Consider the following 15227-nt stretch of genomic DNA (forward strand, 5'->3'; position numbering starts at 1 on the left):
GTTAAACTAAGTGAGATCTACATCGCTACCGACAGTTCCATCACATTACACAACCTCCACCGATGATAAAACGCATTGCACCGTTGGCGCTCCTGACCGCTGTGTTGATCGGCGTTCTGGCGTACAGCCAGCGCGCGACCGGGCCGCTGAAGGTTTCTGGTTTTATCGAAGCCGACGAGATTCGGATCGGCTCGCGCGTCGGCGGACGCGTCGCGGCGGTGCTGGTCGAAGAGGGAGCTACCGTCGCCAAGGGACAGGAACTGGTACGGCTGGAGCCGTTTGATCTGATCGAATCGCAGCGCGAAGCGGCCGCCCAACTCGCGGCGCGGCAAGCCGATCTCGATCGCTTGGCCGCCGGATACCAGCCCGAAGAGATCCGCCAAGCCAAGGCGCGCGTCGACCAGATCGCAGCTCAACTGGAAAAGCTGACCAACGGCCCGCGACCGGAAGAGATCGCCGCCGCCAAGGGCCGCCAACAAGCGGCGGAAGTCGAGCTGACGCTCGCCCAACGCACGCTCGATCGAGCCAGCAATCTCCGCGACAGCAACGCCGTCTCGCAGCAAGAGTACGAAGAGGCGGACGAGAAGATGAAGTCGGCTCGGGCCAACCTGACCGTCCGCAACAACGAACTGCAATTGCTGGAAGCGGGTACGCGGCAGGAGGAATTGGACGAAGCCAAGGCGAAGCTGGCCGAAGCGGAGGCCGCGTGGGAGCTGATGAAAAACGGCTATCGCAACGAATTGGTCCGGCAAGCTGCCGCCGCCCGCGATGCAGCTCAAGCCACGCTCGACGCAATCGGCCAGCGGCTGGACGAACTGGTGATCCGCAGCCCGGTCGCCGGCGTGGTCGAAGCGTTGGAACTGCAACCGGGCGACCTGGTCAGTGCCAGCGGACCGGTGATGTCGTTGATGGACAACACCAACTTGTGGGTCCGCGCCTACGTCCCCGAAAACCACCTGGACCTTCAGGTCGGCCAGCGGTTGCCGATGAGCGTCGACAGTTTTCCTGACGAGCGGTTCGCGTGCGAGATCAGCTTCATCGCGCGGCGAGCCGAATTCACGCCCAGCAACATCCAGACGCCTGAAGAGCGATCGAAACAGGTCTTCCGCATCAAGGCGACGCTCGTCGAAGGGTTGGATCGACTGCGGCCAGGAATGTCCGCCGACCTCTGGCTGGGCGAAATCGAGCAACCGTCAGCGAAGAACGCCGATGAATGAGAACGTTCTTTCGGTCCGCAATCTCTCGCGCAGCTTTGGCGATCTGGTCGCGGTGCAAGACGTCAGCTTCGACGTCCGCAAAGGAGAGATCTTTGGCTTGCTGGGCCCCAACGGCAGCGGCAAGTCGACGATCATTCGGATGCTGTTGGGCATCCTGCCTCCCAGCGGCGGCGACGCGACGGTCCTAGGGCACGACGTTCGCACCGAATCGGAACAGATCAAGCATCGCGTCGGTTATATGTCGCAGAGCTTCAGTCTTTACGGCGACCTGACCGCTCGAGAAAACATCGATTTCTACGGACGAATCTACGGGCTCTCGCCGAGCCAATTAGAGCGGCGAGCCGACGAGGTGATCGAGCTCACCGGACTGGGCGACCGTGTCAGCCAGTTCGCCAGCACGCTCTCGGGCGGCTGGAAACAACGGCTGGCTCTGGCCTGTGCCCTGATTCACGAACCCGACCTGCTGTTTCTGGATGAACCAACCGCCGGGATCGATCCGGTCGCGCGAAGGCGTCTGTGGGATCTGCTGTTCGAACTTTCAGGGCGCGGCGTGACGCTGTTCGTGACGACGCACTACATGGACGAAGCCGAACGCTGCACCGATGTGGGATACATCTATCTGTCGCGGCTGTTAGTGCGTGGCAAACCATCGGATTTGAAACGCTTGCCCGACGTGACGCCCACCGGAACGCGGCGCTGCGAAATGCGAATCGATTCGCCAACGGCAAGGCTGTCCGAATTGCGGGAGATCGACGGCGTCCTCGATGCGACGCTGTTCGGCGACACCATCCATCTGCTGCTGGCGGAGGAACTGTCCGATCGCGAACTCGTTTCCCGAATGGAGACCGAACCCGACCAAGTCCAACTGCGGCCGGTCGAACCTTCCCTGGAAGATGTCTTTGTCACGTTGACGCAAGCTGCCGAACGCGATCCCGACAGTTTTCAAGCCCCCGCGCCAACGGAAGCTGCTGCCAACGAAGCCGTCGACGAATCGGAGCCGCTGCAGAAACCAAGTCCAGCGTCCCCCAGCGGATCTCCGCCGCGGCGAAGGTCCAGCGGCTTTGTCGCGGTCCTGACCAAGGAGTTCGCTCACGTCCGCCGCCAGCCATCGACGCTCGTCTTTCTGCTGCTCGTTCCGTTGATGCAGACGATCATTTTCGGATTCGCTCTCGATACGCAGATCGAAAACATCGCGATGGTCGTCTACGATCAAGACGGTCGCCGCCAGGGGCGCGAGCTCGTCGACGCGTTTCACAACACGCGGCGATTCACGACGGTCGAGCGAGTGTTGGACGACGAATCGTTCCGCCGCGCGATGACCTCGGGGCGTGCCAGCGTCGGTTTGCGGATACCGCCCAACTACAGCGACCGGATGGTCCGCGGCGAGCAGGTTTCGGTGCAACTGCTGATCGATGGCAGCGATTCCCAGGTCGCCACGACCGCCCTCAACACCGCCCAATTGCTGGGCCTAAATCTGTCGATCGCGATCGCTCAGAACATGAGCGAAAACCTTCACGTTGCCCCCGCCCGAGACGAACTGGGACGCGGTGCGGTTCCGATCGAGATCCGGCCGCGATTGCTTTACAACCCCGACCTCGACAGCTCCCATTTCTTCGTCCCAGGATTGGTCGGCATCATCCTGCAACTGGTGACGGTTTTCCTGACCTCATTCGCCATCGTCCGCGAACGCGAACTGGGGACACTGGAACAACTGTTCGTTACACCGGTCAGCCGCAGTGGGCTGCTGCTTGGAAAACTGGTCCCCTACGCCGTCCTTGGCTTCATCGCCACGCTGATCGTTCTGTCGGCGATGGTCTTCGTTTTTGGCGTCCCGATCCACGGCAGCCTCACCCTGTTGCTCTGCCTCACGCTGTTGTTCATGACCTGCTCGCTGGGCCTTGGCCTGCTAGTCTCGACGATCTCCAAAACGCAGCTCGAAGCGCTGCAGTTTGCCTTCATGATCATGTTGCCCTCGGTGCTGCTATCGGGATTCATGTTCCCTCGCAGCGAGATGCCTTGGCCGATCTACCTCGCCTCGTTCGGAATTCCTGTCACCTATTACATCGAGATCCTGCGTGGCGTCGTCTTGCGAGGGGCCGACCTGCTGGATTTGCTAGCCCCCGTCGCCGGGCTGTTTCTCTGCAACGTGATCGTACTGGGGCTTAGCCTAGCCCGATTCCGCAAAACGCTCGGCTAGCGAATCGGAGGGGCTTCAGTTGTTTAACCGCATTACGGTTCAATGAAGGAGCCTCGGACCGTCGAAAGAATTCGCGGCGGGATGTAGTGGACGAGGTTACGAGTCCCAGCGGTTTGGTCTGATGCAAAAGGACTCGTAACCTCGTCCACTACGCTTCGTTGACGGCATTGCGGTTAGACAAGATTGACCGTTGTTGTCGAGCGTTGCACCGATGGTAGTGGTGGTGGGCGTGGCTACACCATCTCTTCAAATCGTCTCCGGCAGATTATCCTGAAATGACCGAACTCTCCTTGCCGAACGAATTCATGTCATCCGATTCCGATCCCGCCGCCAACGACCCTCAAGGCTCGCTGTTCAGCCTCGATGGGCCCGCGTGGGAAACCGATGTCCATGAACAGATCACCGTTGCAACGGTCGTCTTTTCGGAGATGCCTTTTGGCCCGTTCGATTACAGCGTCCCCAGCGAACTTGTCGACAGCGTTCGCCCCGGCATGCGATTGCAAGTTCCGCTGGGCAAGCGACGCAAACCGATCACCGGTTGGTGCACGAAAGTCACCGCGACGACGACCGGCGGGATGGCACTGAAACCGATCGATTCCTGCTTCGACGAAAAACCGCTCTGCAACGCCAACCTGATCCAGTTGGTGCTCTGGATGGCGCACTACTACCAGGCACAACCCGGCCAGGTTTTCGACGCCTTGATTCCGGCGGGAGTGCGGATGGGAGCCGGCACGCGTGCGACCACCTTCTTCACTCCGACGCAACAAGCGCTGGACGACGACGTCGTGGCGAAACTGCCAGCCAAACAGCAGTATGCGTTGCAGTATCTGATCGCCGCTGCCGAACCGATGACGCTCCGCGATCTAGCCGACCAAGCCGGCTGCACCGAGGGACCGATTCGCCAGCTGTTGCAAAAAGAATTGATCGTCGGCGAAGTCCGCCGCGTGATGACGCCTGGCATCCTGCCGTCGCGTAACAACGTCATGACCGACGCCCACAGTTTGACCAAAGAACAGTCCGCGGCACTTGCCGAAATCTGCGCTGCTCTCGACTCGGGAAAACATTCGACGCTGTTGCTGCACGGCGTTACGGGGAGCGGCAAAACGGAGGTCTACATCCAAGCGATCGAACACCTGCAACGCTTCGGCCGCCAAGCGATCGTGCTGGTCCCAGAGATCAGCCTGACGCCGCAGACTCGCCAACGGTTCCAGGATCGTTTCGAAAGCGTCGCTGTGCTGCACAGCCACATGAGCCCCGTCGAACGGAACCATCACTGGCAACGGATCGCCGAAGGGCAGGTTCAAGTGATCGTTGGTGCCCGCAGCGCCATCTTCGCTCCGACGCCTCACCTGGGACTGATCGTGATCGACGAAGAGCACGACGCGTCGTTTAAACAGGACACGATCCCGCGGTATCACGCTCGCGATGTCGCCCGCTACCGAGCGCATCTGGAGGGGATTCCGTTGATTCTCGGATCGGCCACTCCGGCTCTCGAATCGTGGAATGCCGCGAAGAAGGGAATTTACAAACGCATCCCGCTGCATCGACGCGTCGGCGATCGCCCGATGCCTCACGTGCAACTTGTCGACCTGCGACTGAAGGAAGATCGCACCGGCGGGTCGATCAGCCGCCCGCTGATGCAAGCGACTCGCGCGGCGCTGGCCAAAGGAGAACAAGCGATCCTGCTGCTGAACCGCCGCGGTTTTGCCACGACGATCCAGTGCCCTTCGTGTGGTCACGTCGTCGCCTGTCCCGATTGTGAAATGCCGCTGACGCATCACCGCGATGGCAGCAAAGCCGTCTGCCACTATTGCGATTACCAGATCGGAACGCCTCCCTGGTGCCCGGAATGCCGATTCGATGGCATCCGTTATTCGGGGCTGGGAACACAGAAGCTGGAGATGGAAGTCAAGGCAAAGTTCCCCGAAGCGGTCATCGCTCGGATGGACAGCGACACGATGCGACGCCCGGGGAGCCACGAACGCGTGCTGTCGGCATTCCGCAGCGGCGAGATCGACATCCTGCTGGGAACGCAGATGATCGCCAAAGGGCTCGACTTTCCCAACGTCACCCTCGTCGGCGTGATCAATGCCGATTCGGCGTTGCACTTTCCCGACTTCCGCGCCGCCGAGCGGACGTTTCAGCTGGTCACTCAGGTCGCGGGCCGAGCCGGACGTGGAGACGCTGGTGGCGAAGTGGTCGTGCAAACCTATACGCCCGAGCATCCAGCGATCCAAGCCGCGTCCAAACACGACTACTTCAAGTTTGCCGAAGAAGAGCTGCAGCAGCGACAGAAGTTCGCTTACCCGCCCTTTGGCCGTATCGCCCGGATCATCATCCGTGGCAGCGAGGAAACACTAACCGAAGCTTTCGCCGACAACTTGGTCAGCAGCCTGGAACGGGCTCGCGATGCACAGCAAGCCGAAATTCGAATCCTCGGCCCCGCGCCGCCGCCGATCGCCAAGCTGCGTGGCAAATACCGATTCCATATCCTGCTGCAGTGCCCCGACGCGGGAATGCTAGGGAACGTGATCCGCACCGCGACCAGCGAGCATCGATCGGGCGAAGACATCCAATACGTTGTCGACATCGATCCGCTGGATATGCTTTAGAAACCCTCACTCACAGGAATGACATGACAATGCTTGGACTTCTCGCCATCGGCCTGATCGCTTTCATCATCGTCGCAGCCGCCGTATTGGTGGTTTACGGCGGAAACAAAAAATGACGCAGCGCGGCTATCGGGAGCCCAAACTCCCGACTCGCTCATTTAATAATGATTGCTCGACACAATTCAGATCACAACCCGTTACGAAAACAGCTGTTTGATCACGTTGCCATCGCGGACCAGCGTGATCGGGCGGCCCGTTTCGGTGTGATATTCCTTCGTCGGATCGATACCCAGGTTGTGATAGAAGCTGGCTGCGACATCGTCGGGGGTGATCGCTTCGTGCCGCGGAGCTGATGCGGTGTCGTCGCTCTCGCCGATCACCTGGCCGCCGCGGACGCCGCCACCCGCCATCAGCATGAACATGCAGCGTGGGTAGTGATCGCGGCCTCCTTCGGCCGATCGGGTGTTGATCTTCGGGGTCCGTCCGAACTCGCCGGTCACAAAGACCGCTGTCGATTCCAACAGCCCCTTGGCTGCCAACGAATTCAGCAGGCCGCTGAGTCCGGCATCCAATTGCGGCAATAGCCCCGACTTCAACTTGGTCCAGTTGTCGACATGCGTATCCCAGCCGCCTAGAGTCAGACCAACAAACCGCACTCCCGACTCTACCAACCGCGTTGCCAACAGACAGCTTTGGCTGAAGGTTTGATCGTCGAACATCTTGGTGATGTTTTCCGATTCTTTGCTGATGTCAAAAGCTTGCCGCGTGCGTGTCGACGTGATCATCGAATAGGCTTGCTCGCTGAAGCGATCGAGTCCCTGCAGCAAGGAGCTCGATTTTTCGATCGACGCCATCCGCCGATCCAAGCTACTCAACAGATCCTGGCGACGACGCATCTGATCGACCGTCATCCCGTTGGCCAGCTTGATGCCTCGGACCGCAAACGGTTGTCCCGCTCGAGGTGTTGCGTTGGTATTCAGCGGCGCGTATTGAACTCCCAAGAAACCGGGACGTTGATTGATATTGGGGACCGCCACAAAACCGGGGATCTCGCGATCGCCAGGGCGTTCCATCGAGACGACCGATCCGAAACCGGGATACTCCAACGATGGCAGCGGACGCGAACCGGTGTTCACATATTCCTGCCCCAACGCGTGAGCGGCCAGCGTGTGACTGACGCCACGCAGGATCGCAAACTTGTCGGCACAGCCGGCCAGCTTGGGAAGATGCTCGGAAAACTCAATGCCCGGCACGTTCGTCTTGATCGGTCGGAACGGCCCGCGAACCTTGTCATCCGCCTCGGGCTTGAGATCGAAGGTGTCCATGTGCGATGGACCGCCGGGCAGGTTGATGAAAATCGCCGACTGCGCCTTGGCTCCCGCTTGAACCTCGCCCGCTTCGGCGATACTCAGATAGTTCGTCAGCGAGAACCCACCAGCGGCCAACGCTCCCACTCGCAGCACATCGCGTCGGCTGACACCATCACACGTTTTTGAGATACCCATCGACTATCGCTCCAAATTTCTTATCACACCGATCTAAACTTGCGTCTTCATTTTGTCTGCGTTGCCCGAAGGCATCAGTGATTCAACACAAACTCTTTTGTGTTTAACAACGCCCACAACAGGTCACCTACCCCGCTGGCAACCGAATCGCCTGCTTCGATATAAGCCAACGAACTGCTCAGTTCCTCCGGCTCCGGATACCGCGCGACCGTTCGCAGGTAAGCCTGTTGGACCAAGTTGGTCAATTGTTTGCTGTCCAGTTCTGCCGCTTTGCCAGCGAGCAGATCCTGGACTTCGCCCGTTTGCAACGCTTTGATTCGCTTGCTGACTTGAGCGATCTGCTGATTTATTCGCGTGGTCTTAATCTTCAGTTGCTCCTCCGAAATGGAGGAATTCTTTTCTACCTTGACGAGCGTCTGGACCAGCTCCTGTCGACGCTTCTTCATCATCTGGATTTGACGCTGACGCGCTTCGTTGCCTTGCTGCTTCGCCTTCGCCAGTGCTGCGTCGCTGACCAGCATCGGCTGCCCCAAGCTCTTCATCTGCTCAGCCAACCAACCGTTGCGGTCGTACAGCCGATTGGTGACATCTTCATCGTTTTGCAGATAAACCGTTTGCAGCAGGTTCGGATCTTCGGATCGATCGCAATCGCAATTCGATTCGCGAATCGAGCGGCCAAAGACCTGCAGGGCGTACGACGAACCGCGGCCGTTGTTGCGAGGGCTGCTCGAAGCAATCCCCACGGCGCGACCGTCGCGGCTGCTGCACAATTGGGCCGCCTGTTTATCGCTGGCTGTCGCAACCAAGATCGCGTCGTAAAGCGTTTCGGCGGGCAGGCGTCGCGGCACAAAGTGGCTGAAATTGCGAACGTCCAACGCGTTGGTCTCGTTCGTTTGCCAGCTGCGTTGGTAAGCATCGCTGTCGACGATCGTGCGGTGCAGCCACTTCATGTCGTATCCGCTTTCGATGAACCCATCGGCAAGATAGTCCATCAGCGGAGCGTTGCTTGGCGGATTGGCGAGATTCAAATCGTCGACCGGATCGACGATCCCGCTGCCAAAATAATTTGCCCACACGCGGTTCACGATCGCTTTGGCGAAGTAGGGATTGCTGGGATCGCGGAGCCACTGCATCAGTTTCTCTCGCGCCATTTCATCCAATTGGACGTAGTCACCTCCCAGCAGTTTGGCCGTCGGCGGCTCGACCACTCGCCGCGCTTTCTGCCCTGGTTTGCGAACCATCTTGGCATTGCCGCGAATTGGGCGCTCGACGACCTCGGGGAACGGAATCACCGCCCCCTTGTTGAATTCCTTTTGCAACTCTCTGCGAAGCTGGTTCCCCTTCAGGTCGGAATCCATCTTCGTCATCATCGCTTCATACTGCTCCAAGTCCTCCTTGTCGCGCGGCTTCTGGCTCAGTCCCACCGTTTGGAATAAGTTCTTGAATTCATCGAAGTCCTGCTTGGACCATTGGTCGAACGGATGCTTGTGGCACTGGGCACATTGAATCCGGATCCCCAAAAACGAATACGCAAATCCGATCGCCCGGTCTTCGGTCTGTCGGAAATTGCGGCGTGCCCAGAAATAGGTCAGCCCAGGTCGATCCGCAAACCCATCCATCTCGCCGTTGCGACACGCGGCCCCCATCGCTTCGCAATACTCTCGATACGATTCCCCCTCCTCACGCGATTGGGCGACAACGATCCCTTCGACCATCTCGTCATAGGGCATGTTTTCTTCGACCCGGCGATGGATCCATTCATACCAATGTTGCGTCGGAGCCTGACGGATCGGCGAGACGTTGTTTAATTGAGCATCGCTGTTGCCGGTCCAGTCGCAGAACCGCGTCGTCCACCAAGCGGCATAACCGGGGCTGGAGAGCAGTTCTTCGACCTTGCGTTGACGCTTGTCGCTGCTTTGGTCGGCGATAAACGCCGCCGCGTCGGCTGCGGTCGGCAGCGTCCCCGAAATGTCGAGGCTCGCCCGACGCAGGAACTCCGCGTCGGAGCAGATCTCCGACGGCACGATCCCCAGCTTTTGCAACTTGACCGCAATCAAGCGATCGACCTCGGTCCGCGTTTCCCGCTGCGGATAGTCGTCGCCGGTCAGCTGCGAAACAGGCCGAATCACCGCGACCGGAACGACCGCGTTGTCGTAAGAAACGACGACATGCGTGTCCCCGACACCGGTGCAGGTGACGTTCCCCGATTCATCGATGGTCGCGATCGCGTCGTCGTTGGTGTGGAACCGGCACAGACCGGTGACCTCTTCACGCGTGCCATCTTCCCAATGAGCAACCGCCCGCAACGAAGTCGTTTGTTTGTCTTGATCGAACAGAATCTCTACCGGCCCAACTTCCAAGCGTTCCAGTTTCTTGCGTTGCTTGGCATCGTAGTTCGCCCCAGCCGCGATCCACGTTCGCAGCACGCGATATTCCCAACCGTCTTTGTCGAATCGCTTGCCACCTTCGTGCATGTCCTCGTCGATCGGCTTGGCCAGAACCAAGCTTTCGTCGACGTCGGTGGTATCGATCCGTCCCGAATCGGCTTCGAGCATCGCCTTGTGATCGGCTTCGAAATCGTAACCAAACAGCGACAGCATGAAACCGCCACGCCCCTGGAACGACCCGTGGCAGGAACGCCCGTTGCAACCCAGCCGCCCCATCAAAGGACTGATGTGTTTTTGAAAGTCGGGGATCTCGGAAGTCTCGCTGCCGACGGCAAATCGCGTGCCCAGCTCCGGCAGAACCGATTCATCGCCACGCGGATCGGGCTTCGCTGCAAACGCGACGCTGGCGACCAACATCGCCAGCGCACCACAGGCCACACGACTGGCTGCGATCCATTGATCAAGACCGATTCGATGCATCATTTCTCGCTCTTTCATTGGGGAATCCGAGACTCGTTATTTGTTTTCTGGCGTTTGGGGATCTGTCGCAGGCTTCGACTTGGCGTTCTTCTTCGTCCGTGCGGCGGCATTGGGGCGGACCTGTTTGGCATCCAGTCGCCGAATCGCCGAGGTATACGCTTTGTCCGCATTTTTCTCAGCGTCGACGTTCTCTAGCTGGTCGGTCAGTCGCTGCAATTGGGTCTGCATGCGGGCGATCCGCTCGGTCAAACGAGCCTTCTCGTGCTGCGCCCGCGCCACCTTCGCCTGTTCTCGACTGGCGATCGCTTTTCGCAACTGCGCTCGCGTCTTTTCGTTGTCGCGAACCTGCAACTGAGCCAACGCGATGTCGACTCGCGTCTGCCATTGCAGGAACGTAAGTTCCAATTCAAATCCGTCCGGGTCGCGCTGCTGCAGCTGTTCCAACCGTCGCGACGTCCGCGCCAAGTCGCCGATCGCTTTTTGGTATTCCTTGGCAGAATGTTTCTTCAACGAAGCAAGCACCGACTCCAACTCGGGCAGATGCGACTTCACGAACTCCGTCACCCGGCGTTCGCCTTCGGCAGGCCGCTCCGCAGCGGAACCGTCAGCTTGAGCGATCGCGTCGCGCGAGAGATCGTATTCGGCCGCGAGACCGTTGGTAGCGGCAAGCACTAACAAAAAACAAACCGCGACGCCGCACCATTTCGACAAGAAATTAACTTCGTTCACGATCCGCTCCTTCGATGCCTTCGGGCTCACTGGTGCGTTCGACCTGCGCGACCCCAAGGCTTAACCAGGAAGGGACCTCGTCGACAGTGGTGTCAAAGTCGATGGTGGTCGCATCTTGCCCGACGTCGAGATCGTCGCCGCGAAAGACGACGCGATTCTCCGCCCAGGCGTGAGCAACCAAGGCATCGTCGACTCCACCGCCAGTCGTTCGGCTGGCCTGTGGTGCATGTCCAACCGGTGCAAACCAAATCACAAACAGCACCAACGCGGCCAAACTTGCCACCGCGCCAGCAACTCGCAGGAACGAGGTCGAAGCGTGAAGCGGGGCCGCGATTGGTTGCTCGGCAGGCGATTGGCAAGCCTCTCCCAGTTCGACCAACAAGTCGGCTTGCTGGGCAATACACTCCAGCAGCTCCGGCGACGACTGCATCTGCAATTCAAACGCCTGCAGATCGTCCCCCTGCAGTTCGTCGAGCAGATACAGCCGACATCGATCGATCTGTTCTTGGTTACTCATAGCTGTCACGGTCTTTAGATTCTTAACGGTTCAATTTTCAAAAGCTCGGCGACGGGTCGGCTGCTGCCTACAAATCCTCGCCCAACTGCTGGCCCAATTTTCGCAGCGCCGTCTGCATTCGTCCCAACGCCGTCCCTAACGGGATTTGCAACTGGTCGGCGATCTCGCGAAACCTCAACCCTTCGACAATCCTTAATCTGACGATCATCTGCAGCTCCTCGGGCAACTGCGACAACTCGCGTCGGACCTGCTGCAATCGCTCCTGGCGAAGCAACCGATCGACGGGGGAATCGTGTCGCCCGGCGGCATGCTGCAGCGCTTCCGCCGATTCCATCGGCCCGGCCAGTTTGCGACGGCGAAACAACTGCATCGCTTCGTTGTGGGCGACGCGGAACAGCCAAGCTCGGCGAGTTCCGGCAGCCGAAGCGCCCCCTTTCTCTTGGAGGATCGCAAAGGTCGCTTGCAAGCAGTCCTGGGCATCGTCAGCGCTGCCGGTCAATCCGGTCAAAAAACGCAGCAACGACGCAGCATGCTGCGCGTGCAACTGCGCCGCTTCGTCGGCACTCAATCGTGTCGATTCGCGTTCGTTCACTCGGTTTTCACTTGGCGGACAGGCACTGGCACAAACCTAGATGCTTGGCGGCGGGAGTTTATTGTCACGGTGCGAAAAGAATTTGGAAAAAATGCGAATCGCCAAGATGAATCCGCCCTTGTGCGAACGATTTTAGCGTAGCGGCCGCCGGCGAACGCCACGATCGGCGACCTGCGGGGCTGTAATAATCGGCAAAAAACCTCTATTCTGCCTGTTCGCACACCATCCGTTTCCCTATCGCAACCGATCACGAGATCCTCATGGCTGACACAGACAAAAAGAAGTGGATTGGCTTCGACCTAGGCGGCACAAAAATGCTGGCGGTTGTTTACGACCAGGACCTCAAGCCGCTGGGCCGTCGCCGGCGTCGCACCAAAGGAAATTCGGGGGCGGATTCGGTGATCGAACGGATCATCGGTGCGATCGAACGCGCGTTGGAAGAGACCGACACGAAGGCCGAAGAGCTCGCTGGCATCGGTATCGGCTGTCCCGGCCCTGTCGACCCCAACACCGGATTGGTCCACGTCTGCGTCAACCTGGGCTGGGAAAACGTCAACATCGGCAAGATCCTTCACAAACAGTTCGGCTGCCCCGTGCATGTTCTGAACGATGTCGATGCAGGCGTCTACGGCGAATATGTCGATGGCGCGGCGAAGAAGTCGCGATGCACCGTCGGCATTTTCCCAGGGACCGGGATCGGCGGCGGATGCGTATACGAAGACACGATCCTGCACGGCGCCGACATCAGTTGCATGGAGATCGGACACACGCGGATCAGCAGCGGATCGCGGACCAGCGGTTACGATCTGTCGGGAACTCTGGAAGCCGAAGCGAGCCGGTTGGCGATCGCAGCCGAAGCGGCCAAAGCGGCTTACCGCGGGATGGCACCTCATCTCTACAAAGAGACCGGCATGGATCTTTCGGAGATTCGCAGCGGTGCGTTGGCCGATTCGGTCAAGCATGGCGACACCGAAGTCAAAGAGTTGATCGAAGAGGCGTCGCGAACGATCGGATTGGCCGTCGTGAACATCGTCCACCTGCTGGCCCCCGACACGATCGTGATGGGGGGCGGATTGGTCGAAGCGATGCCCGATCTGATTATCGGCACCGTCACGCGAACCGCGAAGAAATCGGTGCTGGCACCGTACAAGGATCGTTTCCGCGTGGTGCAAGCCGAACTGGGAGACGACGCAGCAGTCCTGGGTGCTGCCGCCTGGGCCAAGAAACGGACTCCCGTCGCACCGGCGGCCTCTCCCTCGGCGACTCTGTCCGTTCCACCAACTCCGCCACCAGCGACCTAAGCGACGCGTTTGCGACGGCACCAACCTGCCGCTTCGAACCCATTGTCCGCTCGCCTCGGTTTCGTGATTCGAAGACCGAAGCGAGCGCGACCTGCGATCAACGATATCACCGCAAACCGGACGACCTGACATGTTCGCTGCTATCACCGATCATTGGCTGCTGCTGACAATTGGCGGAATCGTTGGACTGCTGCTGATCGTCGCGATCTACGACATGATGCAGCGGAAGCATACGATCCTGCATAACTTCCCGATCGTTGGTCACATCCGATACTGGTTGGAGATGATCGGGCCGGAGATGCGGCAATATTGGGTTGCCAACGACAAAGAGGAGATGCCGTTTAATCGCGATGAGCGCAGTTGGGTCTACGCGTCGTCCAAAGGCGAAAACAGCAACTTCGGCTTCGGCACGACCGAGCAGATCTACAGCATCGGATACCCGATCATCAAGCACGCGGTCTTTCCGTTTCCCGAACACAAAGCGGAATACATCAGTGAAGACAAGACAGCGATTCCCTGCCTGAAGATCATGGGGCAATCGCACGATCGGGCCCGGCCCTATCATCCGCAATCGGTCGTCAACATCTCCGCCATGTCGTTTGGTTCGCTCGGCTCCAACGCCGTCTCGGCGATGAACATCGGCGCCCGCGAAGCCCATTGTTTTCACAACACTGGCGAAGGAGGGATCAGCCCTTACCATGGTCACGGCGCGGACATCATGTGGCAGATCGGAACCGGATATTTCGGGGCTCGCGACGAGACGGGGCGGTTTTCGCTGGACGTGCTGGCCCAGCGCGTTGAAGCCAACGAATCGATTCGCTGCATCGAAGTCAAACTCTCCCAAGGAGCCAAACCGGGCAAAGGCGGAATCCTACCTGGCAAAAAGGTCTCCGCCGAGATCGCCGCAACGCGAGGGATTCCGATCGGTCGCGATTGCATCTCCCCCAACGCTCACTCCGAATTCGACACCGTCGACGAACTGATCGACTGGATCGAACGGATCGCCGCTCGCACCGGACTGCCGGTGGGAATCAAAAGTGCGATCGGATCGACCGGCTTCTGGCACAAGCTGGCCGGACGGATGCGAGAGCGTGGCGAAGGCCCCGACTTCATCACGATCGATGGTGCCGAAGGAGGAACCGGTGCGGCGCCGCTAACCTTCTCCGATCACGTCTCGCTGCCATTTAAGATCGGCTTCGCTCGCGTCTATCCGATCTTTCAAGCCCAAGGAATCTCCAAGGACATCGTCTGGTTTGGTAGCGGGAAATTGGGCTTCCCCGACCGCGCCGTGATCGCGTTTGCGATGGGCTGCGACGCGATCCAAATCGCCCGCGAATCGATGCTGGCGATCGGATGCATCCAAGCCCGCAAGTGCCACACCGACCACTGCCCCGCGGGCGTCGCGACCCAGAACCGCTGGCTGCAAGCGGGACTGGACGTCGACGACAAAGCAAAGCGAATGACCCGCTACATCCAAAGCTTCCGCAAGGAACTGCTGTCGCTATCGTACGCGTGCGGGTACCAACATCCCTGCCAATTCAATGGCCGCGAGATCGAATTCAGCACCGGCGTCAACAAGTTCTCCAAGCTGCACGACGTGCTGGGCTACACGCGCGATGGCACCGGATTAAAAGAGACGCGAGCCAGCAACGCGACCGAACCGACGCTGGTCGAATAGCTTGCGAGCCGC

10 protein-coding genes are annotated in these 15227 nt (G+C 59.4%); 5 read left to right on the forward strand and 5 right to left on the reverse strand.

Going from position 1 to position 15227, the window contains the following annotated elements; genetic code table 11:
• The first annotated feature begins 62 nt into the window (after window positions 1-62).
• The 3 genes from Poly24_RS01210 to priA all read left to right on the forward strand — a co-directional run bounded on the left by Poly24_RS01210 (window position 63) and on the right by priA (window position 6026).
• Window positions 63-1217: an HlyD family secretion protein gene (locus Poly24_RS01210; protein WP_145089307.1), complete on the forward strand. Its 1155-nt coding sequence runs from the start codon at window positions 63-65 to the stop codon at window positions 1215-1217.
• Complete coding sequence (locus Poly24_RS01215) at window positions 1210-3414, forward strand: ABC transporter permease (protein WP_145089310.1); 2205 nt, start codon at window positions 1210-1212, stop codon at window positions 3412-3414. Before Poly24_RS01210 ends, Poly24_RS01215 begins: the two co-directional genes overlap by 8 nt.
• A gap of 275 nt (window positions 3415-3689) precedes the next feature.
• Entirely contained in the window at window positions 3690-6026 is a 2337-nt protein-coding gene (priA, locus tag Poly24_RS01220) for a replication restart helicase PriA (protein WP_145089313.1), read from the forward strand.
• Window positions 6027-6223: 197 nt separating this feature from the next.
• On the opposite strand, the gene Poly24_RS01225 is transcribed toward priA, so the two are convergent.
• The 5 genes from Poly24_RS01225 to Poly24_RS01245 form a co-directional block, all read right to left on the reverse strand.
• Window positions 6224-7531: a DUF1501 domain-containing protein gene (locus Poly24_RS01225; protein ID WP_145089316.1), complete on the reverse strand. Its 1308-nt coding sequence runs from the start codon at window positions 7529-7531 to the stop codon at window positions 6224-6226.
• 74 nt (window positions 7532-7605) lie between these two features.
• Window positions 7606-10416, reverse strand: coding sequence for a DUF1549 and DUF1553 domain-containing protein (locus Poly24_RS01230; RefSeq protein WP_231753400.1), 2811 nt, complete (start codon window positions 10414-10416; stop codon window positions 7606-7608).
• 18 nt (window positions 10417-10434) lie between these two features.
• Window positions 10435-11127, reverse strand: coding sequence for a hypothetical protein (locus tag Poly24_RS01235; RefSeq protein ID WP_145089319.1), 693 nt, complete (start codon window positions 11125-11127; stop codon window positions 10435-10437).
• Window positions 11114-11644, reverse strand: a complete 531-nt coding sequence (locus tag Poly24_RS01240; protein ID WP_145089322.1) for a hypothetical protein — start codon at window positions 11642-11644, stop codon at window positions 11114-11116. The genes Poly24_RS01235 and Poly24_RS01240 overlap by 14 nt, the downstream gene beginning before the upstream one ends.
• Before the next feature lie 67 nt (window positions 11645-11711).
• A complete protein-coding gene (locus tag Poly24_RS01245; RefSeq protein WP_145089325.1) occupies window positions 11712-12236 on the reverse strand; it encodes an RNA polymerase sigma factor in 525 nt (174 codons plus the stop codon).
• Between the two features lie 260 nt (window positions 12237-12496).
• Here Poly24_RS01245 and Poly24_RS01250 point away from each other — a divergent pair, with 260 nt between their 5' ends.
• Both Poly24_RS01250 and Poly24_RS01255 read left to right on the forward strand, forming a co-directional pair.
• A complete protein-coding gene (locus Poly24_RS01250; protein ID WP_145089328.1) occupies window positions 12497-13537 on the forward strand; it encodes an ROK family protein in 1041 nt (346 codons plus the stop codon).
• Between the two features lie 130 nt (window positions 13538-13667).
• On the forward strand, window positions 13668-15215 hold the full coding sequence (locus Poly24_RS01255; RefSeq protein ID WP_145089331.1) for an FMN-binding glutamate synthase family protein: 1548 nt from the start codon (window positions 13668-13670) through the stop codon (window positions 15213-15215).
• Window positions 15216-15227 lie beyond the last annotated feature (12 nt).

The organism is Rosistilla carotiformis, assembly GCF_007753095.1.
In the GTDB taxonomy this organism is placed as follows: domain Bacteria; phylum Planctomycetota; class Planctomycetia; order Pirellulales; family Pirellulaceae; genus Rosistilla; species Rosistilla carotiformis.

Bases quoted from the DNA above. Each gene is read 5' to 3' on its own strand.
- Poly24_RS01210 (WP_145089307.1), top strand. From the start codon at position 63: ATGATAAAACGCATTGCACCGTTGGCGCTCCTGACCGCTGTGTTGATC.
- Poly24_RS01215 (WP_145089310.1), top strand. From the start codon at position 1,210: ATGAATGAGAACGTTCTTTCGGTCCGCAATCTCTCGCGCAGCTTTGGC.
- priA (WP_145089313.1), top strand. From the start codon at position 3,690: ATGACCGAACTCTCCTTGCCGAACGAATTCATGTCATCCGATTCCGAT.
- Poly24_RS01225 (WP_145089316.1), bottom strand. From the start codon at position 7,531: ATGGGTATCTCAAAAACGTGTGATGGTGTCAGCCGACGCGATGTGCTG.
- Poly24_RS01230 (WP_231753400.1), bottom strand. From the start codon at position 10,416: ATGAAAGAGCGAGAAATGATGCATCGAATCGGTCTTGATCAATGGATC.
- Poly24_RS01240 (WP_145089322.1), bottom strand. From the start codon at position 11,644: ATGAGTAACCAAGAACAGATCGATCGATGTCGGCTGTATCTGCTCGAC.
- Poly24_RS01250 (WP_145089328.1), top strand. From the start codon at position 12,497: ATGGCTGACACAGACAAAAAGAAGTGGATTGGCTTCGACCTAGGCGGC.
- Poly24_RS01255 (WP_145089331.1), top strand. From the start codon at position 13,668: ATGTTCGCTGCTATCACCGATCATTGGCTGCTGCTGACAATTGGCGGA.